This is a genomic window from Mesorhizobium sp. M0664, assembly GCF_040320565.1.
Lineage (GTDB): Bacteria > Pseudomonadota > Alphaproteobacteria > Rhizobiales > Rhizobiaceae > Mesorhizobium.
Map to the genome: position 1 here is coordinate 40,100 of NZ_JAMYPW010000026.1, position 23,485 is coordinate 63,584.

Here is a 23,485-nt window from a genome sequence, read left to right on the forward strand (position 1 = left end):
AAGCGGTCCGCGCTTCAACGCGGACCGCGATCGCGTTTGCGGGACACCAATACAGGAACTTTCATGAACCAGCATTTCGCCTCGGTCATCGAAGTCATGCATCCCGTCGGCGGCCGCTCCGCGGGACCGAACGATGTCGTGCGCCTCATCGAGCTGAAGCGCCGCTTCGGCGCGACAGCGGCGCTGGACGGCGTGTCGCTCAGCGTGCGCCAGGGCGAGATCCTCGGCATCATCGGCCGCAGCGGCGCCGGCAAGTCGACGCTGATACGCTGCCTGAACGGCCTGGAGCGGCCGGATTCAGGACAGGTCTACATCGAAGGCCGCGACATCAGCCGGCTCGGCGAGCGCGAATTGCAGCCGCTGCGCCGGCGCATCGGTATGATCTTCCAGCATTTCAACCTGCTGTCCGCCAAGACCGTCGAAGACAATGTAGCGCTGCCGCTCAAGATCGAAGGCCGGCCCAGGGCCGAACGCCTGGCGCGCGCCGCCGAGCTGCTCGAGCTTGTCGGGCTGTCGGAGAAGGCGAAAGCCTATCCGGCGTCGCTGTCGGGCGGACAGAAACAGCGCGTCGGCATTGCCCGGGCGCTTGCGGCGCGCCCGGCGCTGCTTTTGTCCGACGAAGCGACCTCGGCGCTCGACCCGGAGACGACCCGCTCCATCCTTGCCTTGCTGAGGGACATCAACCGGCAGCTTGGTCTGACCATCCTGCTGATCACACATGAGATGGAGGTGATCCGCTCGATCGCCGACCGGGTCGCGGTGATCGACGCTGGGCGGATCGTCGAACAAGGGCCGGTGTGGTCGGTCTTTGCCGACCCGAAATCGGCGATCACACAAAGCCTGCTCGGCGGCATCCGGCCGCAATTGCCGGCGGAGATCGCAAGCCAGCTAACGCAGAACGCCGGCGTGGAGGCGATCCTCAGGATCGACGTGGCCGGTGAGGCCGCCCGAAGCCCGCTTTTGTCCGATCTTGCCTCGGCAGTTCCCGGCTCGTTCCGCCTCGTGCATGGCGGCATCGATCACGTCCAGCAGCAGCCTGTCGGGACACTGTTCGTGGCGGTCGCCGGCAGCAATGAAGCTCACCTGGCAGAGGTGATCGCGTTCTTGAAAGCCCGCCAAGCGCGGGTGGAGGTGCTTGGCCATGTCGCCGGTTCTGTTTGAGCTTCTCGTCCGTTCAATCTGGGAAACGATCCTGATGACGGCCGCCTCCGGCCTCGTCTCGCTGGTTTTCGGGCTGCCGCTCGGCCTGGCGCTGGTCGCCACCGACCGCGGCGGCATCGCCGAAAACCTGTGGGTGAACCGCGCGCTTGGCGCTGTCATCAACGGCTTCCGCTCGGTGCCTTTCATCATCCTGCTGGTTGCGCTGATCCCGGTGACGCGGCTGATCGTCGGCACCTCGATCGGCACCTGGGCAGCGATCGTGCCGCTGTCGATCGCGGCGACGCCTTACTATGCCCGGATCGCCGAAGTGTCGCTGCGCGAGGTCGACCACGGGCTGATCGAGGCAGCACGCGCCATGGGCGGCAACCGCTGGACGATCATTCGCGAGGTACTGGTGCCGGAAGCGTTGCCCGGCATCGTCGCCGGCTTCACGGTGACGCTGGTGACGCTGATCGGCGCCTCGGCCATGGCCGGCGCCATCGGTGCCGGCGGCCTCGGCGACCTCGCCATCCGCTACGGCTACCAGCGCTTCGAGACATCCGTCATGATCGCCGTGGTCATCGTCCTGATCGTCCTGGTCTGCGGCATCCAGTGGGCCGGCGACCGGCTGGTCGCGAGGCTGGATCACAGGGCGTGACCGGCGAAACGCGGCCCAATCAATGCCTTTAATTTCCGGGAAAGTTCAGATTGTTCTCGATGGTCTCGCTCGCCCAAGCGAGCTTTTCGCGATCGTCGGGGCGCAAGGGAGCCTCGACCGCGACGGTGAACAAGTGCCAGGCGAGACTGTCGGATAGAAGCCATGTGGTGACCTGTTCGCTGAAGATCACGTGCCCCTTATCGAGTGTCTTGATGTTGCCGGTAATCAAGTCCGCACAGTGCAACATGGCCTCGGGGTAAGGGCTATCATGCCATGCCGCTAATGCAGCTGCTACATCCATTCCGGCAAGCACTATGCCCTCCAGCCAGGGAACCGCGTTCCCTTCATCGGGATGCATGGTCATCGCTTTTCGCCAGGCAGCCTGAAACAGCTCCTCGACAGCCTGCTGTTCTTCCAACGGCCAATCGCGCCAGGAGGTCCTTTCGAGCTTTGCGGCAATCACGTTGGCGTCGAACCCCATCGAAGGTTCGCCTTGGATGGCAAGTTCAAGCACTCTCGGCAGAAAGTGCCGGTAGTCATCGACGTCGCCGACCGTCCATATGGCCGATCCGGCATAGGCGCCGAGGTTTTCACCACTGAGCTCCCGAAGCGGACCACTGGATACTCCCCGAAAGATCGATTCCAAATCCTTGTACGGCGAGCCATGCAGGTGGCGGGGCGATGGATAAGACGCGAAAGCGGCATAGACGCGTTCGACTGCGTAGGCCAGTTCAGACGAGAGATCAGCCTCCAGGGGATTTGGGTTGCTCATCCGCTACGACTCCGAACAGGTCTCTGGCTTGCTCTGCGGTATAGTAGCCAAGCTTGACATCCCGAGCGACCAATTGCGGATCGCGCTGCAACGGATCGCCGTAGCCGCCGCCGCCCGGTGTGCCGACGCGCACGCGGTCGCCTGCCTTCAGCGCGATGTCCTGTTCCTTTGAGAGGTGCGGCGGCACATGTTCCTCGCCGTTGCGGAACACAGTCACCGTGTTGACCGCGCCGTCCTTGCCGCCGAGCGCGCCTTGCGGGCCGAACCGGCCGTGATCCATGACGAAAGAGGCGCGGGCGTCGCCGCGCAGGATCTCTACCTCATAGGCGAGCCCAAACCCGCCGCGGTGCTTGCCGGCGCCACCCGAGCCTTCGCGCAGCGCATAATGCCGGTAGAGCACCGGGAAGGCCTGCTCCATGATCTCGACCGGCGGCGACTTGGAGATGCCGATGGTCGAGCAGCCATTGGTCAGGCCGTCGTGACCGGCATTGCCGCCATAGCCGCCGCCGGAGATCTGGTACATGACATAATCGCGGCCACGGACCGGATCGTTGCCGCCGAGCGCGAAATTGCCGCTGGAGCCAGCCGGAGCCGCCGTCACCCTGTCCGGCAGGGCCTGCACCATCGCCGCGAACACCGCCTCGGCGATGCGCTGCGAAACCTCAGCCGCGCAGCCCGATACCGGCCGCGGATATTTGGCGTCGAGGAAGGTGCCTTCCGGCCGCTTGACGATCAGCGGCTCGAAGGCGCCGGCGCTGATCGGCACATCGGGGAAAATGTGCCGCATGGCGAGATAGACCGAGGACAAGGTCGTCGCCAGCACGCTGTTCATCGGCCCAGCGCAGGGCTTTGACGAACCGGAGAAGTCGAAGCTGAGCGTGTCGCCTTTTTTCTCGACTGCCAGCGCGATGATCAGCAGCTCGTTTACCACGCCGTCTGAATCGACGAAGGCCTGCGAGCGATAGATTCCGTCGGGAATGGCCGATATGTTGACGCGCATCTGTTCAGCGGCGCGGCGCCGCAATTCGGCGATCGCTTCGACAACCGTTTCATCTCCGTAACGATCCAGGATTCCGTTAAGCCTGTCCTGGCCGATCAGCAGTGCCGCCGCCTGCGCCCGGATATCGCCAATGCGCTGGTCGGCGACACGGACGTTGGAGCAGATGATGGCGTAGATCTCCGGGTCGAGCACGCCCTTCTTGAACAGTTTCACCGGCGGCAACCGCAAGCCTTCCTGCTCGACCGCCGTTGCCGAGGCGGAGAATCCGCCCGGCACCGAACCGCCAATGTCGGGCCAATGGCCGGTGTTCGACAGCCAGCAGAAGATCTTCCCGTCGCGGTAGACCGGCATGGCGAAGCGCACATCCATCAGATGGGTGCCGCCGAGATAGGGATCGTTGACGATGTAGATATCGCCCGGCTCGGGCGGCAGGCAGCGTCCGTCGGCGATCATCTCGATCACCGCTTTGGTCGAATACTGCATGACGCCGACGAACACGGGCAGGCCCTGGCTGCCTTGCGCGATCAGCGAACCATCGAGCGCCGAATAGATGCCATCCGAACGGTCATTGGCCTCGGCGATAACAGGCGAGAACGCGGCGCGCGAAAACGTCAGGTCCATTTCGTCGCAGACTTGCTGCAGGGCCGCCTGGAGGACCGAAAGCGTAATGGTGTCGAGCTGCGCCATCTCAGGCCTCACCGATGTCGATGATGATGTTGCCGTCGGCATCCGATCGCGCCCGGTCGCCGGGCTCCAGCACAGTCGTCGCGTCCATCTGTTCGAGGATCGCCGGCCCCATGATGACTGCGCCGAGCGGCAGCTTTTCCCTGCTGTAGACCGGCGTATCGTACCAGCGCCCGCCATACCAGACCGGCCGGATTTCGCGCCGCGCCTCTTCGAGCGTTTTGGCGCGCCCAGCCGGATCGATCAGCCGGGACAGATCGATGGTCGGCCGCACGCCAGTGACCGACGTGTTGAGGTTGACCAGATTGGCGCGGATCTCGGGTAGCTCGACCTTGAAGCGGGCGAAATAGGCACTCTCGAACAGTTGCTGCAGTCCCTCGCGTGTCACCGCAGACAACGGCAGCGGCACGTTGATGATATGCGTCTGGCCGACGAACTGCATGTCGGCGGAATGCGTGATACGGATTGCTTCCGGCTTCACCGCCTCCTTGCCGATCAGCTCCTCGCCTTCGTTTCGGTGCCGTTCCAATGTCTCGTGGAGTTGGGTTTCATCGAGACTGGCCACCGGCTGGTTGACCGTGTTGACGAAATCATGGCGCAGATCGGCGACGACGCAGCCGAGAGCATTGGTGATGCCCGGCCGCGCCGGCACCAGCACTTTCGGCAGGCCTAGTTCGCGCGCCAATGCCGTCGCATGCAGCGGCCCGGCGCCGCCGAAGGCGAACAGCGCGAAATCGCGCGGGTCGTGGCCGCGCGACACCGAGACCATGCGGATGGCGCCAGCCATCTTCACGTTGCCGAGCCGCAGCACCGCACCCGCCGCCTCGACGCCGGACAAGCCTGTGGCGCGGCCGATCCTGTCCTCGAATATACCGGTGACCCGCTCGACGGTGACCGGGTTTTCCACCGCGAGCAGCTTCTTCGGCGCCAGCCTGCCGAGCACCAGATTGGCGTCGGTGATGGTCGGCTCCAAGCCGCCGCGTCCGTAGCAGATTGGCCCGGGATTGGCGCCGGCGCTTTCCGGGCCGATCTGGATCAGGCCGGCCGCATCGACGCGGGCGATCGAGCCGCCGCCGGCGCCGACCGTATGCACCGCCACCATCGGCACGTGGATCGGCATCGCATATTCGATCTCGATCTCGTTCGACACCGCCGGCTCGGCGTTGCGGATCAGCGCCACGTCGGTTGAGGTGCCGCCCATGTCGTAGGTGACCAGATTTTCGAAGCCGGCGCGTTTTCCGGTATAGGCGGCAGCAATGACACCGGAAGCGGGGCCGGACATGACGGTCTTGGCCGACTCACGTGTGACAAAGCGGGCCGAGATCATGCCGCCATTGCCGTTCATGATCAGAAAGTCGCGGGCGTAGCCTTTTGCAGCCAGCTCCTTGCGCAGCCGTTCGACATAGCGTTCGAGGATCGGCTGCACCGAAGCGTTGACCGAAGCGGTCACCCCGCGCTCGAATTCGCGCGCTTCCGAAAGCAGGGCGTGGCCTGTCGTGATGTAGCCGTTCGGCCAAAGCTCGGCCGCTATCTCGGCGGCGCGCCGCTCATGCGCCGGGTTGGCGTAGGAATGCAGGAAATGGATGACGAGGGATTCGCAGCCGGCTGCGATCAGTTGTGAAATCGCTGTCCGCATCTCGGCCTCGTCGAGCGGGATGCGCACCGCGCCCGAGGCCTCGACCCGCTCCGACACTTCGAGCCGCAGATTGCGCGGAATGATCGGGACGAACGTGCCCGTCATGCCATAGGCCTGCGGCCGTGTCCGCCGGCCAAGCTCGATGACGTCGCGAAAGCCGCGCGTGGTGATCATGCCGGTCTTGGCCAGCCGGCGCTCCAGGACCGCGTTGGTGGTGGTCGTCGTGCCGTGCACGATGAGGTCGATGCCGTCGACCGGAAAGCCGGTGGCGCCAAGTGCTGCAACGACGCCGAACGCCTGGTTGTCGACCGTGGTCGGGGTCTTGGCGATATGCACCCGGCCACCGTCACGGCCGTCGATCAGAAGGAGGTCGGTAAAAGTTCCGCCGACATCGATGCCGGCGACGACGCCGCCAGTCGAATCCAGCGCTTGCGCCGAAAAATTCTGTCCCATTGTCGAAACCCGAAATGCCCGAACTGCCTAGATGCCTTAGTTTGGAAAGCTGTTTTACGGCGGCGTCTTGACGCAAATATCGTTTGTATACTAATAAATTCCGGACACAAGAGCTTACCGCTTCGGAGTGTGCAAACGGCACGCTGGAACCTGACCGGTTCGGGCGCGCAGGTGGAGATTTGGCGCCGGCGCTGAGCCGGCCCAGAAGGTTAGGTTTGATGAACACCACATCCGCGTTCAACACAGCCGGCGCCCGGCCGCTGCAGTTCCCGATACCGGCCAATGTCTATGCCGAAACCGTCGTCTCGGTGAAGCATTATACCGACCGGCTGTTTTCGTTCCGCATCACCCGGCCGCAGTCGCTGCGCTTCCGCTCCGGCGAATTCGTCATGATCGGCCTGCCCAATGCCGAGAAGCCAGTATTCCGCGCCTATTCGATCGCCAGCCCGTCCTGGGACGACGAACTCGAATTCTTCTCGATCAAGGTGCCGGACGGCCCGCTTACCTCGGAGCTGCAGAAAATCGGGATCGGCGATACAGTCATCATGCGGCAGAAGTCGACCGGCACGCTGGTGGTCGACGCGCTGACGCCGGCCAAGCGCCTGTTCATGATCTCGACAGGTACCGGCATCGCACCCTTCGCCAGCCTGCTGCGCGATCCCGACACCTATGAGAAGTTCGAGCAGGTGGTCCTGACCCATACCTGCCGCGACAATGCCGAGCTCACCTACGGCCAGGAGCTGGTGACAGCGCTTGAGAAGGACCCGCTGATCGGCGAACTGACCGGCGGCCGCGTCACGCTGTATAATTCGACGACGCGCGAGACCTCCGTGCGCATGGGCCGCATCACCGCGCTGATCGGCTCGGGCAAATTCTACACCGATCTCGGCATCGACAGGCTCAATCCCGAGACCGACCGCATCATGATCTGCGGCTCGATGCATATGCTCAAGGACGTCAAGGAACTGGCCGAAAGCCTCGGCTTCCAGGAAGGCTCGCTGCACCATCCGGCAAGCTTCGTCGTCGAGCGCGCCTTCGTCGGCTGAGACGCGCAGCTCAGCGTCCACTGGTTCGAGACCCTGATTTTGATCATGCGGTCAAAAATCGGCTGCCTTGACCGCCTTTTTCCGCTATGACTGCTTGAAGGACTCGTGAAGCGCTGCTTCACGGTCTATCTTCGGCATAAGTCGCTGAACAAGGGGCAGGAGATGAGCAGCACAATCCGCGAAACCGATCTCGGCACGTCCAAGATCACGCCGCTGCCGGCGCGCGCCGCCGCCAATGCGCCGATGCCGCAAGCCCATGGCATTGCTCGCAATCCCGGCATGAGGCTCGATCTCGGCTTCATGGAATCGATGCGCGGCGTCAACCGCTCGGCGCTGGAACGCCGCGTCGCCAGCCTGACCAAAAGACGCTCGATCAAGGCGGATAACCAGGCGGCCTGGCTGCTGCGCGCCGTCGCCTGCATGGACCTGACGACGCTGAACTCGAACGACACGGAAGAGCGCGTGCGCAGGCTCTGTGCCAAGGCAGTCAACCCGTTCCGTCGCGACATCGTCGAGGGGCTGGGCATTACTGGTGAAAAGATCCGCCCGGCGGCGGTCTGCGTCTATCATCCCTTCGTCGCCACCGCCGTAGAAGCGCTGCGCGGCGGCGGCGTCCATGTCGCCGCCGTTTCGACCGCCTTCCCGCATGGCCTTGCACCGCTTTCGACGCGCCTGCAAGAGATCGAAGCATCGGTCCGCGACGGCGCCGACGAGATCGACGTCGTCATCCCGCGCGGCCTGGTATTCGGGGCGAAATGGCAGGAGCTTTATAACGAGATCGTCTCGATGCGCGCCGCTTGCGGCGAGGCGCATCTGAAGGTGATCCTCGGTACCGGCGACCTCGCCACGCTGCGCAACGTCATGCTCGCCTCGATGGTGGCGATGATGGCGGGTGCAGATTTCATCAAGACCTCGACCGGCAAGGAAAGCGTCAACGCGACGCTGCCGGTCGGCCTTGCCATGGTGCGCGCTATCCGCGCCTATTTCGAGGAAACCGGCTATCTCATCGGCTTCAAGCCGGCCGGTGGCATTTCCACGGCAAAAGCCTCGCTCGATTGGCTGGTGCTGATGAAAGAAGAACTGGGCCGGCCGTGGCTGGAGCCGGAGCTGTTCCGCTTCGGAGCATCGAGCCTTTTGACCGATATCGAGCGCCAGCTCGAGCATCATCTGACCGGCCACTACTCGGCCAATCATCGCCACGCGATGGCGTGATTCGGAGCGCTTCATGAACATTCTCGAACGCTATCACGCCATGGAATACGGCCCGGCGCCGGAGGCGCGCAACGAGGCCGATGCGTGGCTTGCCGCGCGGGATTTCGGCAAAGCGCTGTTTATCGGCGGCGACTGGAAGGCAGCCAGCGGAGGCAAAACCTTCGACACCAGCGATCCGTCCTCGGGAAAGCTGCTGGCCAAGGTGTCGGATGCCGGTGCCGCCGATATCGACGCGGCGGTTGCGGCGGCCACAAAAGCGCTGCCGAAATGGAGCGCCAGCACCGGATATCAACGCGCCAAAGTGCTCTACGCCATCGGCCGCGCCATGCAGCGCCACCAACGGCTGTTCGCGGTGCTGGAATCGATCGACAATGGCAAGCCGATCCGCGAAAGCCGCGACATCGACGTGCCGCTGGCGATCCGCCATTTCATCCATCATGCCGGCTGGGCGCAGGCGCTGGACAGGGATTTTCCCGGCCACAAGGGCGTCGGCGTCGTCGGCCAGATCATCCCGTGGAACTTCCCGCTCTTGATGCTCGCTTGGAAGATCGCGCCGGCGCTCGCTGCGGGCTGCACCGTGGTGCTCAAACCCGCGGAATTCACGCCGCTCACCGCGATCCTGTTTGCCGAGATCTGCGGACGCGCCGGCGTGCCGAAGGGCGTCGTCAACATCGTCCAGGGCGGGCCGGAGGCGGGCGCAGCCATCGTCAACCATCCCGGCGTCCAGAAGATTGCCTTCACCGGTTCGTCCGAGGTCGGCAAGATCATCCGCAAGGCCACTGCCGGCTCGGGCAAAAAACTGTCGCTGGAGCTTGGCGGCAAGTCGGCATTCGTGGTTTTCGAGGATGCCGACCTCGACAGCGCCGTCGAGGGTCTGGTCGACGGCATCTGGTTCAACCAGGGCCAGGTGTGCTGTGCCGGCTCGCGCCTTCTGGTGCAAGAAGGCATCGCCGACGCCTTCATCGCCAAGGTCAAGACGCGGATGAGCCGGCTGCGCGTCGGCAGTCCGCTCGACAAGAACACCGATATCGGCCCGCTGGTCGATTTGACTCAGCTCGATCGCGTCAAGGGCCTGATCGCCGAAGGCGCCAAGCAGGGCGCGATCTGCTGGCAGCCGGACTCGGCACTGCCCGCCGCGGGCTATTACCATCTGCCAACGCTGGCGACCGGTGTTTCGCCGGCTAACATCCTGGCACAGGAAGAGGTGTTCGGGCCGGTGCTCGCCACTATGACCTTCCGCAACACCGAGGAAGCGATCGAGCTCGCCAACAACACACGCTATGGCCTGGCCGCTTCGGTGTGGAGTGAGAACATCAATCTTGCCCTGCACGTCGCGCCGCAATTGAAGGCCGGCGTCGTCTGGGTCAACGGCACCAATATGTTCGACGCCTCCTGCGGCTTCGGCGGCTACCGCGAGAGCGGCTTTGGCCGTGAAGGCGGGCGCGAGGGCATGTTCGAATATCTCTCGGCAAAACTGCCGCTCGGCCCGATCATCAAACCGGCAACGTCTTCGGCCCAACCTGTCGAGCAGGCGGAAGGTGGCGCCATCGACCGCACGGCAAAGCTGTTCATCGGCGGCAAGCAGGTCCGGCCGGACGGCAATTATTCCTTCGCCATCGCCAGCGCCAAGGGCAAGCTTGCCGGCGAGATCGGTCTCGGCAACCGCAAGGATATCCGTGACGCCGTCGCGGCCGCGCGCGCCTGCAAGGCCTGGCCTGAGGCGACCGCCTACAACCGCAGCCAGGTGCTCTATTACCTGGCCGAAAACCTTTCCGGCCGCGCAGACGAGTTTGCCGCCCGTTTGACCCAGCTCACCGGCGCGACCGCCAAGGCGGCGCGTGACGAGGTCGAGCTGTCGATCGAGCGCCTTTTCCTCTATGCCGGCTTGGCCGACAAATTCGAGGCCCGCGTCCACCAGCCGCCGGCCCGCGCCGTCACATTGGCGCTGCACGAGCCAGTCGGCGTCGTCGGCATCATCGCGCCGGACAATGCGCCTCTGCTTGGCCTGATCTCGCTGGTGGCGCCGGCGCTTGCCATGGGCAACACCGTAGTCGCAGTGCCATCCGAAAAATACCCGCTGCTTGCCACCGACCTCTACCAGGTCATCGAATATTCCGACGTTCCCGCAGGCGCCATCAATATCGTTACCGGCCGTAGCGCCGAGCTTGCCGGCGTATTGGCCAAGCATGACGATGTCGACGGGCTCTGGGTGTTCGCCGATGCCGAGACTTGCGCCAAGGCCGAGGCCGAGTCCATCGGCAATCTCAAACGCGTCTGGACCGGCAACGGCCACAGCCTCGACTGGCCCTCGAACGAAGCAGCCGGCGATGCCTTGCTGCGCCGTGCGATCGAGGTCAAGAACGTCTGGGTGCCCTACGGCGACTGAGTGTCCCGGAGGGACGTCCGGGCTTGACGGGCCAACAAATGTTCTTTACCGAGAAAAAACATTTGGTTGGCAGGGCGAATATCGAAACAGGCGGGATGGTACTGCCCGGCTGGCACATTGCGCCCCGGCCTTGTGCCGGTAAAAAGCCGAACGATCACAGACGGGCGAGGAGAGAAGCATGGCGGATCTGACAGGCAAGATCGTTGTCGTCACGGCGGCGGCGCAAGGCATCGGCCGGGCAAGTGCGCTGGCTTTCGCCAAGGCCGGCGCCGTCGTCCATGCCACCGACATCAACGAGGTGGTGCTCGCCGACCTCGGCAAGACGCCCGGTATCAAGACCCGCAAGCTCGACGTGCTGAACGACGAGGCGGTGAACGCCGCGTTTGCCGAGATCGGCGCCGTCGACGTGCTGTTCAACTGCGCCGGCTTCGTCCATTCCGGCTCGATCCTCGAGATGAAGGACGGCGACCTCGACTTTGCCTATGATCTCAATGTCCGCTCAATGATCCGCACCATCCGCGCCGTGCTGCCCGGCATGCTGGAGCGCGGCGACGGCTCGATCATCAACATGGCGTCGCTGGCCAGTTCGACCAAGGGCGTGCCGAACCGCTTCGTCTATGGCCTAACCAAGGCAGCCGTCATCGGCCTGACCAAGTCGGTCGCCGCCGACTATGTCGGCAAGGGCATACGCTGCAATGCGATCTGTCCGGGCACGGTCGAAAGCCCGTCGCTGCAGGACCGCATGCATGCGCAGGGCGACTACGAAGCAGCTCGCGCCGCCTTCATCGCGCGCCAGCCGATGGGCCGCCTCGGCACGCCCGAGGAAATCGCCGACCTCGCCGTCTATCTGGCCGGCGCCACCTATACGTCGGGGCAGGCTTATAATATCGACGGTGGCTGGTCGATCTAAGAGGCCATTTGAAAACCCTACTCCGCCGGGCGCCTGACGCGGCTTTCTGCGCTTCCGGTGCTCACGTACTTTAAGTACGCTCCGCTCCGGTTCTCGAAACCCACGCCATTCGCCGCAGCGGAGCGAGTTTGCAAACGGCCTCTGGTCGCAACTGGGAGAAAACTGCATGAAACTGCTGCGCTATGGCGAGGCGGGGAGCGAACGCCCCGGCCTGCTCGATGCGGATGGAACGATCCGCGACCTCTCCGCCCATGTCACCGACATTGCCGGCAAGACGCTCGATCCGGCATCGCTCGAGACATTGTCGAAGCTCGATCCGAAAACGCTACCGGCGGTTTCCGGCAAGCCACGCATCGGCGCCTGCGTCGCCGGCACCGGCAAATTCATCTGCATCGGTCTCAACTATTCCGACCATGCTGCCGAAACCGGCGCCACCGTGCCGCCGGAGCCGATCATCTTCATGAAGGCAAGCTCGGCTATTGTCGGGCCGAACGACGACGTGCTGATCCCGCGCGGCTCGGTGAAGACCGACTGGGAGGTCGAGCTCGGCGTGGTGATCAGCAAGACTGCGAAGTATGTCACCGAGGCCGAGGCGCTGGATTATGTCGCCGGCTATTGCGTCGCGCACGACGTCTCCGAGCGCGCCTTCCAGGCCGAGCGCCAGGGCCAGTGGACCAAGGGCAAGTCCTGCGACACGTTCGGGCCGATCGGCCCGTGGCTGGTGACCAAGGACGAGATCAAGGACCCGCAGAACATCCCGATGTGGCTGACGGTCAACGGCAAGACCATGCAGAACGGCTCGACCAAGACCATGGTCTTCGGCGTCGCTTATCTCGTCTCCTATCTCAGCCAGTTCATGTCGCTGCACCCGGGCGACATCATCTCTACCGGCACGCCGCCCGGCGTCGGCCTCGGCATGAAGCCGCCGGTCTTCCTGAAGCCCGGCGACGTGGTCGAGCTCGGTATCGAAGGGCTGGGCATCCAGAAGCAGACGTTCAAGGCGGATTTGTAGGCGCTCTTCCTTCTCCCCTTGGGGGAGAAGGTGGATCGGCGCGCAGCGCCGAGACGGATGAGGGGTGCTGCAAGAAAACGAGGCGTGAAAACATCAGGGGATTTTAGGCACTTACGCCTTCAGCGTAGCGATCCGTCCAACACCCCTCATCCGACCGAGCTTCGCTCGGCCACCTTCTCCCACAAGGGGAGAAGGGGAGTCGGCGCCTGCGCTATTTCAGCACCTTCCCATCAGCCCCAAACCGGTATGTCTTTGCCGGATCCGGCGTCGCGTAGAGCGTGGCACCCGGTTCGGCGTTATAGACGCCGAAGATGCGCACTGTGATCAAGCCGGCCTTCTCGCAGTCGAGATAGAGGTTGGTGTCGGCGCCAAGGTGCTCGGCATGGACAACCGTGCCTTTCCAGGCACCGGATTTCGGATCGACGGTCAGGTGCTCGGGACGGACACCGATGGTCTTGGCCGTCTCGCCAAGCCTGGCCCCGTCGACGAAGTTCATCTTCGGTGAGCCGATGAAGCCGGCGACGAATTCATTTGCCGGCGAATTGTAAAGCTCCATCGGTCCGCCGATCTGCTCGATCTTTCCCGCGTTCAGCACGACGATCTTGTCGGCCAGTGTCATCGCCTCGACCTGGTCGTGGGTGACATAGATCATCGTGGCCTTCAGCCGGCGATGCAATTGCGCGATCTCCAGCCTGGTGTTGACGCGCAGTGCGGCGTCGAGGTTCGACAGCGGCTCGTCGAACAGAAAAAGCTTGGGCTCACGCACCACGGCGCGGCCGATGGCGACGCGCTGGCGCTGGCCGCCGGACAACTCGGCCGGCCGCCTCGAGAGGTAGGGCTCCAGCGACAGCATCGAGGAAGCGATGCCGATGCGGCGGTCGATCTCGGCCGCCGGCGTGCCCGCCTGCTTGAGGCCGAGGCCCATATTGTTCTTCACAGTCAGATGCGGATAGAGCGCATAGGTCTGGAACACCATGGCGATACCGCGCTTGGCCGGCGGCGTGGCGGAGACGTCCGCCCCGTCGATCACCACGCGGCCCGAGGTCGAGTCCTCCAGCCCGGCAATGACCCTGAGCAGCGTCGACTTCCCGCAGCCGGATGGACCGACGAAGACGACGAACTCGCCATCCGTCACCTCGAGGTTGATGCCCTTCAGCACCTCGACCGGCCCGAAGGCTTTTTTCACATTCTCGATGTTCAGCGAGCCCACGGCTTCGTCCCTGTTCTAGAGTTTCACGGCGAGGCCGCTGCGCACGCTCTCGTCTGCGGCAAGACAGACGGCGAGCGACTTCACCGCGTCGTCCATGTGGCGGGTCAAGTCCAGATCCTCGCGGATCGCCTTCAGCACAAACGCCTGTTCCAGGTCGCAGAGGTCCTGATGGCCGGGCTCGCCTTGCATCGACAGCATTTCGTCGGGTTTGGCGAACTTGCCATCCGCGCCGGTCGCCGCGCTGTGCAGGCGGATGGTCGAGGTCTTGGTGTGGGTGTCGATGTCGTCGGACCTGACACCCTCCTTCATGACGATCGACACGCAGCCATTGGGCGAGATCACGTCCTTGACGAAGAAAGCCGTCTCCGAAATCATCGGCCCCCAGCCGGCCTCGTACCAGCCGACCGAACCGTCGTCGAATAGCACCTGCAGATGACCGTAATTGTACATTGACGGCGCGATCTCGTCGCTCAGCCTCAGCCCCATGCCGCGCACCTCGACTGGCCTGGCGTCGGTGATCTGCAGCATCACGTCGAGATAATGCACGCCGCAATCGACGATCGGCGATGTCGTCTGCATCAACTGCTTGTGCGTCTCCCAGCTATGGCCGGAGGATTGCTGGTTGAGGTTCATGCGGAACACGTAAGGGCCGCCGAGCTTGCGCGCCTCGGCGATCAGCCGGATCCAGGACGGGTGATGGCGCAGGATGTAGCCGATCACCAGTTTTTTGCCGTTGGCCTTGGCTGCCGCGACCACGCGCTTTGCATCGGCGACGGTGGTTGCCAGCGGCTTTTCGAGGAAGACGTGGCAGCCGGCCTCGAACGCCTTGACCGCATAGTCAGCATGGCTGTCGGAATAGGTGGCGATGCAGGCGACATCGGGCTTTTCGTCGCGTAGCGCCTCATCGAAGGAACGCCGGATGGCGTAGGTCGAAAGCCCTTCCGGCAGCGGCACATCGGAGCGGTTGACCAGCGCGGCGATCTGGAATCCCAGATTGGTGTGATAGGCCAGCGCATGGCTGCGCCCCATATTGCCGAGCCCGGCGACGACAACGCGAAGGGGTTTTTGCGAATTCACTTGACCGCTCCCGAAGTGATGCCGCGGATCAGCTGCCGCGAGAAGATGACGTAGAGGATCAGCACCGGCATGATCGCCAGCGACAGTGCCGCCAGGATGGCATTCCAGTTGGTGACGAACTGGCCGAGGAACAGTTGCGCGCCGAGCGTCACCGTCTTGGTTTCCTCCGACGGCGCCAGGATCAGCGGGAACCACAGATCGTTCCAGATCGGGATCATGGTGAAGACGGCGACCGTCGCCATAGATGGCCTGACCAGCGGCAACACCAGGCGGAAGAAGATGGTGTATTCCGATAGCCCGTCGATGCGGCCGGCGTTCTTCAGATCGTCCGACACCTGCTTCATGAATTCCGACAGGATGAAGACGGCAAGCGGCAGGCCTTGCGCCGTATAGACCAGGATCAGCGCTGTCAGCGTGTTGACTAGCCCGCTCGCCACCATCAATTGCAGGATGGCGACGGTGGCAAGGCGGATCGGGATCATGATGCCGAGCGCCAGATAGAGCCCCATCAGCGAATTGCCGCGGAAGCGGTATTCCGACAGCGAGAAAGCCGCCATGGCGCCGAACAAAAGCACGAAGAACAGCGAGGCGACGGTGACGACAAGGCTGTTCTGGAAATAGTGGATGAAATCGCCCTGGCCGATCACCGTCGTGTAGCCGATTAGATCGAAGGTTTTCGGCGTCGGCGGCGCCAGCGGCGCACCGAAGATGGCGGCGCGCGACTTGAATGAGTTGACGATGACGATGATTACCGGAAACAGCGCGATCGCCGTGTAGGTCAGAAGGATCGCATGCGCGCCAATGGTGCGGGGCAGCGAGCGGGTTGCGGTGCTCATGGTCGCGCTCCCCTAAAACTGGTAGCGACGCAAGCGCGTCTGTACGAGGAACAGATAGACGCAGACGCCGCCGAGGATGATCAGGAACATCATCGTGGCGATCGCCGCGCCCATGTTGGGATCGCCGACCTGCAGCTGGAAACCGAAGAAGGCGCGGTAGAGGAAGGTGCCGAGAATATCCGTTGAATAGTTCGGCCCGGCCAGCGCGCCTTGCGCGGTGTAGATCAGGTCGAAAGCGTTGAAGTTGCCGACGAAGGTCAGGATCGAGATGATGCCGATCGACGGCAGGATGAGCGGCAGCTTGATCTTCCAGAACTGCGCCATCCCGGTGATGCCGTCGCATTCGGCCGCTTCGATCACCTCCTCGGGAATGGACAGCAGTGCCGCATAGATCAGCATCATCGGGATGCCGACGAACTGCCACACCGAGATCAGGCTGAGCGCGGTCAGCGCATATTGCGCCTTGCCGAGCCAGGGCGTGAACAGGCTTTTCAGGCCGACAAGGTCCATCATATGCGGCGCCACGCCCCATAGCGGCGACAGGATCAGCTTCCAGGCGAAGCCGACGATGACGAAAGACAGGATCGTCGGCACGAAGATCGCCGTGCGGTAGAAGGCGGAAAACCGTAGCCTGGGGCTGGACAGAAGTGCGGCCAAAAGGACGCCGATCGGGTTCTGCACCAGCATGTGGATGATGAAGAACCAGACATTGTTCCTGAGCGCGTTCCAGAAATTGACCGACCAGTTGGGATCACCGAACAGCATGCGGAAATTTTCCAGTCCGACGAAGACCTGCGACTGGTTGATGTTGCGGAACAGCGACAGCTGCAGCGTGCCGGCCAGCGGCAGGATCATGATCGCCGTATAGACCAGCAGCGCCGGCGCCAGGAAAACGCCGATATGCCAACGGAACGGTCTTTTCGGTGCTGCGGCCATGCGTTCGGTCCCCGCCGATCAGGTCTTGCTATTGCCGCCAAAGGGCGCGGCGCCTCCCTCCCCCTCGAGGGGAGGGTACCTCGCAAAGCGAGGCGGGTGGGGTCGGCAGAGGAGCACGCGATCGTCGTTCGACCGTGCTTTCCAGCAGCGATCAAGCCGCAGTCTGCCTCGACCGACCCCCTCTGTCGCCTTCGGCGACATCTCCCCCTCGAGGGGGGAGACAACGCTTCGCCGCGCTTTACTTCGCCGGCTTGTACCAGCTGTCGAGGCCGTCCTGCAGCTTCTTGGCGGCAGCTTCCGGCGTGTCGGTGCCGTTGATGACGTTGGCCGATTCAACCCACGTCTCGTTTTCGAGGTTCGGCGTGCCGCGCGACAGGATCTGGTAGGTCGAGCGGATCGTCGACTTGCACTTGCCGCGCCAGGAGACGAATTCCTGGGCCAGCGGGTCTTCCATCTTCACCGGGGTGTTGTTCAGGCTGAAGAAGCCCGGCAGCGCGTTGGCGTAGATGGTGGCGAAATCCGGCGAGGCCACCCAGGACAGGAAGGTCTTGGCCGCATCCGCGTTCTTCGAGGCCGCATTGAGGCCCATGCCGATGTCGGTGTGGTCGGAGATGTAGCAGGTGTCGCCGGCCTTCTGCACCGGCGGCGGGAAGGCGCCCATCTTGAACTGCGCCTGCGTGTTGAACAGGCCGATCTCCCACGAGCCGGCCGGGTAGATGGCGGCGCGGCCGAGCGTGAACAGGTTCTGGCTGTCCGGATAGGTCTGCGCCTCGAAGCCGTCGCCGAGATAGTCCTTCCACTTGGCCAGTTCCTTGAAGGGCTCGACCCACTGCGGATCGGTCAGCTTCTGCTCGCCCTTGATCAGCGCCAGGCGGCCTTCCTCGCCCTTCCAGTAGTTCGGGCCGATGTTCTGGTAGCCCATGGTCGCCGCTTCCCAGAGGTCCTTGGTGCCCATCGCCATCGGGATGTAGGTGCCGTCGGCCTTGATCTTGTCGAGCGCGGCGAAGAATTCGTCGCGCGTCTCCGGCACCTTGATGCCGAGCTTGTCGAAGGCGTCCTTGTTGTAGATGAAGCCATGGATGACGGAGGCCATCGGCACGCAGAAACTCGACTTGCCGTCGTCGGTCTGCCAGGCGGCCTTGGCGACGTCGGAGAAGTTCTCCATGCCGGGCAGGGTCGAGATGTCGGCGAGGTTGCCCTTCTTGAAGAGTTCCAGCGACTTGTCGAACGGGCGGCAGGTGATCAGGTCGCCGGCCGAGCCGGCGGCGAGCTTGGCGCCGAGGGCGGCGTCATATTCGGTCGGCGCCGACGGCGCGAACACCACCTTGATGCCCGGGTTCTTGGCTTCGAAGGCCGGGATCAGCTTGTCCTTCCAGATGGCAAGGTCGTCGCCGCGCCAGCTTTCGATGTTGAGCGTTACGTCGTCGGCATAAGCCACCCCGGCGGAGCCGAGAATGCTGGTGCCGAGAAGAAGTGCCGTCAGTAGCTTCGTTGTCATGCTCAGTCTCCCTGTTGACCTTTTTCAGGTTCGGTTTTGATGAGAACAGAGGCATTGCGCCCCTTGCTCCCCTCGATCGCGGAAAGGGCCGGCCGCAGCTTGTGGCCAGTCCCTTCCAATATCTTCTCGGCTGCATCGGCGCTGGCGGCGCCGGCGGCGAGCAGAATAGCGGTCTTGACGACGCCGCCGCTCCTTTCGAGCAGGCGCGCCGCCTCGTCCTTGTCGCGCCCGCTGACAGCGGCGACGATGCGTGCGGCGCGGTCGCGCAGCTTGATGTTGTCGGCCATGAGGTTGACCATGTAGCCGTCATGGACATGGCCGAGATGGATGGCGGCGAGCGTCGACAGCATGTTGAGCGCGATCTTCTGGGCGGTGCCTGCGCCCATGCGCGTTGAGCCGGCAATCAGCTCCGGCGGCGTTTCGAGCAGGATGGCGATGTCGGCCAGCCGCAACAGCGGCGCATCCCTGTTGTTGGCGATGGCAATGGTCGCCGCACCGCGGCGCCTGGCGTCCTCGATCGCCCTGACTGCATAAGGTGTCGAGCCGCTGGCCGAGACGGCGATCAGGCAGTCGCCCTTGCCGATGCGGGCGGCGGCAACTGCTGCCGAAGCTTCCTCGGTGTCGTCCTCCGGCCCGCCGGCCAGTGTCTTGAAGGCCTCGTCGCCGCCGGCGATCAGGATGGCGATGCGGTCGCGTTGGATGCCGAAAGTGCCCGGGAGCTCAAGCGCATCGGCCAGTGCCATCAGGCCCGAACTGCCGGCAGCCGCATAGGCGAGCTTGCCGCCGCTTTTCAGTCTGCTTGCGATGATTTCGGCTGCCGCAGCAATGGCAGGAATGGCGCCGTGCACGGCCTTGGCGGCCTCGATCTGTGCGTGGGCCAAAGAGGAAAGGACGGCTTCCGGGGCCTGGATATCCAGTCCCTCGGCATTCTGGTGAAGCGCTTCGGTGCGCGTTTCGGCCATCCGCTTTCCTCCAATCGAGAAAACCATACCAAAAAAATACCACTTGTCCACACGCATTAATGAAATCCTTGCGGCAGTGCAGGCTTGCGAACGAAATTGGCTGATTTTCCAACAAACTACGCCTTAACTTTTTTGAAACGGAAATTAATCCTTGGCTATTGGTATTTTATTGGTATTATCCGCCCGGAGGAGAAATCGCGTGAAATTCGTGCTCGGCATCGATGGCGGCGGCACCAGCTGCAGGGCGGCCCTTGCAACGGCCGACGGCATCGTCCTCGGCCGCGCCAAAAGCGGTGCCGCCAACATCCGAACCGATCTCACCGGCGCCAGGACGAACATCGTCGACGCAGCGCAGCAGGCCTTTGTCGCCGCGGGCAAGGATCCCGCACTGATCCCGCAAACTCCGGCCGTTCTCGGTCTTGCAGGCGCCAACGTCGGCACCTACCGGCAGCAGCTCGAAGCGATCCTGCCGTTTCGCATCAGCCGTGTCGAGACCGACGCCGAGATCGCGCTGGAAGGCGCGGTTGGCTCAGGCGACGGCGCCATGGCCATCCTCGGCACCGGCACCGCCTATATGGCACGCAAACAAGGCAAGTCGCGCGCCATCGGCGGCTGGGGGTTCCAGGTCGGCGACCAGGGCAGCGGCGCCCGCATCGGCCGCGACCTGCTCGAGCAGACGCTGCTCGCCTATGACGGCATCCGCCAGGGATCGCCGCTGACGGAGACCATGCTCGCCATTTTCCGCAACAATCCCGAGGATCTGGTCGAATTCACCACCAACGCCAAGCCCGGCGATTTCGGCGGCTTCGCGCCCAAGGTGTTCGAACATGCCGAAAAAGGCGACGTCGTCGCTATCTGGATCCTCGACAAGGCGGTCGCCGATGTCGAAGCAGCGCTTGGCGTGCTCGACCTGGGCGGCGGCGATCCGCTCTGCCTGCTCGGCGGGCTGGCGCCGCTTTACGCGCCGCGCCTGTCGGCCCGCTACCGGGCGCTGCTGAAACCGCCGCTCGACGACGCTCTGGGCGGCGCGGTTCAGATGGCGGCTCGGATTTTCGCAAACACGGCGGAGGCAGCTCGATGAGTGAGGCCGCCGACCAGATATTCGCGGCGCTGAAACAATCGTCGCAGAGTGGCGCGCCGCTCTATCTGCAGCTCAGGAAGAGTATCGAGGATGCGGTCAAACGCGGGCTGATCGGACCTGGCGATGCGCTGCCTTCCGAGCGCGACATCGCTAGCAAGGCCGACATTTCGCGCGTCACCGTGCGCAAGGCGGTGCAGGACCTGGTCAAGGGCGGCATCCTCGTCCAGCGCCATGGTTCCGGTACCTTCGTTGCGCCACGTATGGAGCGCGTCGAGCAGTCGCTGTCGATGCTGACCTCGTTTACCGAGGACATGGCACGGCGCGGCATGGCGGTGCGTTCGGCTTGGCTCGACCGCGGCCTCTATCCGCCGTCGCCCGACGAGATGATGGTGCTCGGCCTGGCATCGAACGAATTGGTTGCGCGCGTGGCGCGCCTTCGTATCGCCAACGACACGCCGCTGGCGATCGAGCGCGCCTCGCTATCGACAAGCGTGCTGCCCGATCCGGCGGCGATTGGTTCGTCGCTCTACGCCGCGTTGGAAAAGACCGGCAACAGGCCGGTGCGGGCGGTGCAGCGCATTTCCGCCACCAATCTCGGCGATAGCGACGCACAGCTGCTGGAAGTGCCGCCGGGCATTGCCGGCCTGCACATCGAGCGTATCTCCTATCTGGCGAGCGGCAAGGTGATCGAGTTTACCCGCTCCATCTACAGGGGCGACGCCTATGATTTTGTCGCCGAACTCCGGCTGAGCGGGCCGGGCGAAGAGGGCCGGCCATGACCGCGACAACGACCCATATGCGGCGCGAGATCGAGGAGATCCCGGAGGCCACCGCCCGTCTGCTCGATGGCTCGGCCGCGGTGCTGACGGAAGCTGGACGCGGCATTCGCGAGCGCGATCCGAATTTCGTCGTCACCGTGGCGCGCGGCTCGTCCGACCATGCCGCGACCTTCATGAAATATGCCGTGGAGTTGACCGCCGGGCTGGCGGTTGCATCGGTCGGCCCGTCGATCGCCTCGATCTATGGCGCCAAGCTGAAGCTGGGCGGCTCGGCCTGCCTGGCGATCTCGCAGTCCGGCAAGAGCCCGGACATCGTTGCAATGGCGCAAGCGGCGAGGACCGGCGGTTCGCTGACCGTCGCCATCACCAACACCGCCGATTCGCCGCTGGCGCGGGCTTCGGACTACGCGATCGACATCCTGGCCGGACCGGAGCGCAGCGTCGCGGCGACGAAGACCTTCGTCAATTCAGCCGTCGCAGGACTCGCCTTGATGGCGCATTGCACCGGCGACGACAAACTTCTGGTGGCGCTCGCGCGCTTGCCGGAGCATTTTCGCAAGGCGATCGCCTGCGACTGGATGGCGCTGGCCGGGGCGCTGGAGACGCAAAAGTCGCTGTTCATTCTCGGTCGCGGCCCGTCGGCGGCGATCGCCAACGAGGCGGCGCTGAAATTCAAGGAAACCTGCGCCATGCATGCGGAAGCCTATAGTGCCGCCGAGGTCATGCACGGCCCGCTGGCGCTGGTCGGTCCCGGTTTCCCGGTGCTGGCGCTGGCTGCTCGCGATGCGTCCGAGCCATCGGTGGCCGATGCCGCCGACAGCCTGGCCGGCAAGGGCGCTGCCGTCTTTGTGACGTCGAACAAGGCAAAGAGCGCTCAGCGCCTGCCGCATGTCGCAACCGGTCATCCGCTGACCGACCCGCTGACGCTGATCGTGTCGTTCTATGGTTTCGTCGAGGCTTTTGCCCGCCATCGCGGCCTCGACCCCGACACGCCGCCCAATCTGCGCAAGGTAACGGAAACCCTATGAGCGACCGTTTTGCCCTGACTGGCGCCCGGATTTTCGATGGCGACGACTGGCACGACAATGCGGCGCTTGTCGTGCGCGACGGCCTCGTCGAGGCCATTGTTGCCGCCGGTGCCATTCCATCCAATGTTGCGCATATCGAGACCGGCGGCGGCATGCTGGCGCCTGGATTCGTCGATCTGCAGGTCAATGGCGGCGGCGGCGTCATGCTCAACGACCATCCGGACGTCGCCTCGATCGAGACCATCTGCCGGGCGCACGCACCCTTCGGCACGGCGGCGCTGTTGCCGACGCTGATCACCGACACGTCCGAGATCACCGCCGCGGCGGTTGCGGCCGGAGCCGAGGCGGCATGGAGGAAGGTGCCGGGGTTCCTGGGCCTGCACCTCGAAGGGCCGCATCTGTCGATCGCCCGCAAGGGCGCACATGACCCGGCTTTGATCCGGCCGATGCTAGACTCCGACCAGACGATGCTGATCGCCGCACGGAAAAACCTGCCCGTGCTGCTGACGACGGTGGCGCCCGAATCCGTCGAGCCCAGCCAGGTGTCGGCGCTTAGCAAGGCCGGCATTGTCGTCAGCATCGGCCATTCCGATACCGGCTATGCCACGGCTCGCGCCTTTGCCGAGGCCGGCGCAACGGTGATCACCCATCTGTTCAATGCGATGAGCCAGATCGGCAATCGCGAGCCGGGGCTGGCGGGCGCCGCAATCGATACAGGCACATTCTATGCCGGCATCATCGCCGACGGTATCCATGTCGATCCGGCCACCATGGCCATCGCCTTGCGCGCCAAGCAGGGCCCGGGCAAGATCCTGCTCGTTACCGATGCCATGGCGACGATCGGCACCGACATGACCTCGTTCACGCTGAACGGCCGCACCATCCACCGCAAGGATGGCAGGCTGACACTTGCCGACGGCACGCTGGCGGGCGCGGATCTCGACATGATTTCCGCGGTGCGCTTCATGCACCGCGTCGTCGGCCTCGACCTCGACGAAGCCTTGCGCATGGCCTCGCTCTATCCGGCGCAGGCGATCGGCCAATCGCACCGGCTCGGGCGCTTCGCCAACGGTACCGCGGCCAACATCGTTTCGCTGTCGGACGATCTGGACATTAAAAGCGTCTGGATCGATGGTGCCAGGGTTTTTGCAGGCAGCCCTGCTCGTTAG

General features: G+C 64.0%; 20 protein-coding genes. 11 read left to right on the forward strand and 9 right to left on the reverse strand.

The features are described 5' to 3' along the window. Window positions 1-96 precede the first annotated feature (96 nt). The gene (locus tag NKI39_RS21590) at window positions 97-1,161 is read left to right on the forward strand and encodes a methionine ABC transporter ATP-binding protein (protein ID WP_352834272.1); all 1,065 of its coding nucleotides are present in this window, start codon (window positions 97-99) and stop codon (window positions 1,159-1,161) included. Beyond that, window positions 1,142-1,798, forward strand: coding sequence for a methionine ABC transporter permease (locus tag NKI39_RS21595; RefSeq protein ID WP_352820853.1), 657 nt, complete (start codon window positions 1,142-1,144; stop codon window positions 1,796-1,798). Before NKI39_RS21590 ends, NKI39_RS21595 begins: the two co-directional genes overlap by 20 nt. A 28-nt stretch (window positions 1,799-1,826) precedes the next feature. Here NKI39_RS21595 and NKI39_RS21600 read toward each other — a convergent pair whose 3' ends face one another. Genes NKI39_RS21600 through NKI39_RS21610 form a run of 3 tightly spaced genes read right to left on the reverse strand, consistent with a single transcriptional unit; the run spans window position 1,827 to window position 6,343 of the window. Next, entirely contained in the window at window positions 1,827-2,570 is a 744-nt protein-coding gene (locus NKI39_RS21600) for a hypothetical protein (RefSeq protein WP_352539846.1), read from the reverse strand. Next, window positions 2,542-4,257, reverse strand: coding sequence for a hydantoinase B/oxoprolinase family protein (locus tag NKI39_RS21605; RefSeq protein ID WP_352834229.1), 1,716 nt, complete (start codon window positions 4,255-4,257; stop codon window positions 2,542-2,544). The genes NKI39_RS21600 and NKI39_RS21605 overlap by 29 nt, the downstream gene beginning before the upstream one ends. A gap of 1 nt (window position 4,258) precedes the next feature. Next, entirely contained in the window at window positions 4,259-6,343 is a 2,085-nt protein-coding gene (locus NKI39_RS21610; protein WP_352834232.1) for a hydantoinase/oxoprolinase family protein, read from the reverse strand. A gap of 218 nt (window positions 6,344-6,561) precedes the next feature. Between NKI39_RS21610 and NKI39_RS21615 the strand changes: the two genes are divergently transcribed. The 5 genes from NKI39_RS21615 to NKI39_RS21635 all read left to right on the forward strand — a co-directional run bounded on the left by NKI39_RS21615 (window position 6,562) and on the right by NKI39_RS21635 (window position 12,909). Then, window positions 6,562-7,389, forward strand: a complete 828-nt coding sequence (locus NKI39_RS21615) for a ferredoxin--NADP reductase (protein WP_352771472.1) — start codon at window positions 6,562-6,564, stop codon at window positions 7,387-7,389. 162 nt (window positions 7,390-7,551) lie between these two features. After that, window positions 7,552-8,601, forward strand: a complete 1,050-nt coding sequence (deoC, locus tag NKI39_RS21620; RefSeq protein ID WP_352834233.1) for a deoxyribose-phosphate aldolase — start codon at window positions 7,552-7,554, stop codon at window positions 8,599-8,601. Window positions 8,602-8,614: 13 nt separating this feature from the next. Continuing rightward, window positions 8,615-10,987, forward strand: a complete 2,373-nt coding sequence (locus tag NKI39_RS21625) for an aldehyde dehydrogenase family protein (protein ID WP_352834236.1) — start codon at window positions 8,615-8,617, stop codon at window positions 10,985-10,987. Window positions 10,988-11,165: 178 nt separating this feature from the next. After that, complete coding sequence (locus NKI39_RS21630; RefSeq protein WP_254815741.1) at window positions 11,166-11,897, forward strand: SDR family oxidoreductase; 732 nt, start codon at window positions 11,166-11,168, stop codon at window positions 11,895-11,897. A gap of 166 nt (window positions 11,898-12,063) precedes the next feature. Then, entirely contained in the window at window positions 12,064-12,909 is an 846-nt protein-coding gene (locus NKI39_RS21635) for a fumarylacetoacetate hydrolase family protein (RefSeq protein WP_352834239.1), read from the forward strand. Between the two features lie 211 nt (window positions 12,910-13,120). Here NKI39_RS21635 and NKI39_RS21640 read toward each other — a convergent pair whose 3' ends face one another. The 6 genes from NKI39_RS21640 to NKI39_RS21665 all read right to left on the reverse strand — a co-directional run bounded on the left by NKI39_RS21640 (window position 13,121) and on the right by NKI39_RS21665 (window position 19,428). Then, window positions 13,121-14,119 carry an ABC transporter ATP-binding protein gene (locus tag NKI39_RS21640; protein WP_352527632.1) on the reverse strand — a complete coding sequence of 333 codons (999 nt, stop codon included), beginning with the start codon at window positions 14,117-14,119 and terminating at the stop codon, window positions 13,121-13,123. Between the two features lie 15 nt (window positions 14,120-14,134). After that, the gene (locus NKI39_RS21645; protein WP_352834242.1) at window positions 14,135-15,196 is read right to left on the reverse strand and encodes a Gfo/Idh/MocA family protein; all 1,062 of its coding nucleotides are present in this window, start codon (window positions 15,194-15,196) and stop codon (window positions 14,135-14,137) included. Continuing rightward, window positions 15,193-16,032: a carbohydrate ABC transporter permease gene (locus NKI39_RS21650; protein ID WP_023679838.1), complete on the reverse strand. Its 840-nt coding sequence runs from the start codon at window positions 16,030-16,032 to the stop codon at window positions 15,193-15,195. The genes NKI39_RS21645 and NKI39_RS21650 overlap by 4 nt, the downstream gene beginning before the upstream one ends. Before the next feature lie 12 nt (window positions 16,033-16,044). Then, window positions 16,045-16,968 carry a carbohydrate ABC transporter permease gene (locus tag NKI39_RS21655; RefSeq protein ID WP_023718922.1) on the reverse strand — a complete coding sequence of 308 codons (924 nt, stop codon included), beginning with the start codon at window positions 16,966-16,968 and terminating at the stop codon, window positions 16,045-16,047. Between the two features lie 238 nt (window positions 16,969-17,206). Next, window positions 17,207-18,466 carry an ABC transporter substrate-binding protein gene (locus tag NKI39_RS21660; RefSeq protein ID WP_352449606.1) on the reverse strand — a complete coding sequence of 420 codons (1,260 nt, stop codon included), beginning with the start codon at window positions 18,464-18,466 and terminating at the stop codon, window positions 17,207-17,209. A gap of 2 nt (window positions 18,467-18,468) precedes the next feature. Next, window positions 18,469-19,428 (reverse strand): N-acetylmuramic acid 6-phosphate etherase, encoded by a 960-nt coding sequence (locus NKI39_RS21665; RefSeq protein ID WP_352834245.1) that lies wholly within the window; start codon window positions 19,426-19,428, stop codon window positions 18,469-18,471. A gap of 199 nt (window positions 19,429-19,627) precedes the next feature. On the opposite strand from NKI39_RS21665, the gene NKI39_RS21670 reads away from it, so the two are divergent. From NKI39_RS21670 to nagA, 4 genes are read left to right on the forward strand one after another with little or no spacing between them, the layout of a single operon-like run. Then, window positions 19,628-20,509: a glucosamine kinase nucleotide-binding domain-containing protein gene (locus tag NKI39_RS21670; RefSeq protein ID WP_352472799.1), complete on the forward strand. Its 882-nt coding sequence runs from the start codon at window positions 19,628-19,630 to the stop codon at window positions 20,507-20,509. Continuing rightward, window positions 20,506-21,288, forward strand: a complete 783-nt coding sequence (locus NKI39_RS21675; RefSeq protein WP_352472800.1) for a GntR family transcriptional regulator — start codon at window positions 20,506-20,508, stop codon at window positions 21,286-21,288. The genes NKI39_RS21670 and NKI39_RS21675 overlap by 4 nt, the downstream gene beginning before the upstream one ends. After that, window positions 21,285-22,316: an SIS domain-containing protein gene (locus NKI39_RS21680; RefSeq protein ID WP_352472801.1), complete on the forward strand. Its 1,032-nt coding sequence runs from the start codon at window positions 21,285-21,287 to the stop codon at window positions 22,314-22,316. Before NKI39_RS21675 ends, NKI39_RS21680 begins: the two co-directional genes overlap by 4 nt. Next, window positions 22,313-23,485, forward strand: a complete 1,173-nt coding sequence (gene nagA, locus NKI39_RS21685; RefSeq protein ID WP_352834248.1) for an N-acetylglucosamine-6-phosphate deacetylase — start codon at window positions 22,313-22,315, stop codon at window positions 23,483-23,485. Before NKI39_RS21680 ends, nagA begins: the two co-directional genes overlap by 4 nt.

Bases quoted from the DNA above. Each gene is read 5' to 3' on its own strand.
- nagA (WP_352834248.1), top strand. From the start codon at position 22,313: ATGAGCGACCGTTTTGCCCTGACTGGCGCCCGGATTTTCGATGGCGAC.
- NKI39_RS21610 (WP_352834232.1), bottom strand. From the start codon at position 6,343: ATGGGACAGAATTTTTCGGCGCAAGCGCTGGATTCGACTGGCGGCGTC.
- NKI39_RS21595 (WP_352820853.1), top strand. From the start codon at position 1,142: ATGTCGCCGGTTCTGTTTGAGCTTCTCGTCCGTTCAATCTGGGAAACG.
- NKI39_RS21605 (WP_352834229.1), bottom strand. From the start codon at position 4,257: ATGGCGCAGCTCGACACCATTACGCTTTCGGTCCTCCAGGCGGCCCTG.
- NKI39_RS21590 (WP_352834272.1), top strand. From the start codon at position 97: ATGCATCCCGTCGGCGGCCGCTCCGCGGGACCGAACGATGTCGTGCGC.
- NKI39_RS21675 (WP_352472800.1), top strand. From the start codon at position 20,506: ATGAGTGAGGCCGCCGACCAGATATTCGCGGCGCTGAAACAATCGTCG.
- NKI39_RS21600 (WP_352539846.1), bottom strand. From the start codon at position 2,570: ATGAGCAACCCAAATCCCCTGGAGGCTGATCTCTCGTCTGAACTGGCC.
- NKI39_RS21680 (WP_352472801.1), top strand. From the start codon at position 21,285: ATGACCGCGACAACGACCCATATGCGGCGCGAGATCGAGGAGATCCCG.
- NKI39_RS21615 (WP_352771472.1), top strand. From the start codon at position 6,562: ATGAACACCACATCCGCGTTCAACACAGCCGGCGCCCGGCCGCTGCAG.
- NKI39_RS21655 (WP_023718922.1), bottom strand. From the start codon at position 16,968: ATGGCCGCAGCACCGAAAAGACCGTTCCGTTGGCATATCGGCGTTTTC.
- NKI39_RS21665 (WP_352834245.1), bottom strand. From the start codon at position 19,428: ATGGCCGAAACGCGCACCGAAGCGCTTCACCAGAATGCCGAGGGACTG.
- NKI39_RS21635 (WP_352834239.1), top strand. From the start codon at position 12,064: ATGAAACTGCTGCGCTATGGCGAGGCGGGGAGCGAACGCCCCGGCCTG.
- NKI39_RS21660 (WP_352449606.1), bottom strand. From the start codon at position 18,466: ATGACAACGAAGCTACTGACGGCACTTCTTCTCGGCACCAGCATTCTC.
- deoC (WP_352834233.1), top strand. From the start codon at position 7,552: ATGAGCAGCACAATCCGCGAAACCGATCTCGGCACGTCCAAGATCACG.
- NKI39_RS21650 (WP_023679838.1), bottom strand. From the start codon at position 16,032: ATGAGCACCGCAACCCGCTCGCTGCCCCGCACCATTGGCGCGCATGCG.
- NKI39_RS21625 (WP_352834236.1), top strand. From the start codon at position 8,615: ATGAACATTCTCGAACGCTATCACGCCATGGAATACGGCCCGGCGCCG.
- NKI39_RS21630 (WP_254815741.1), top strand. From the start codon at position 11,166: ATGGCGGATCTGACAGGCAAGATCGTTGTCGTCACGGCGGCGGCGCAA.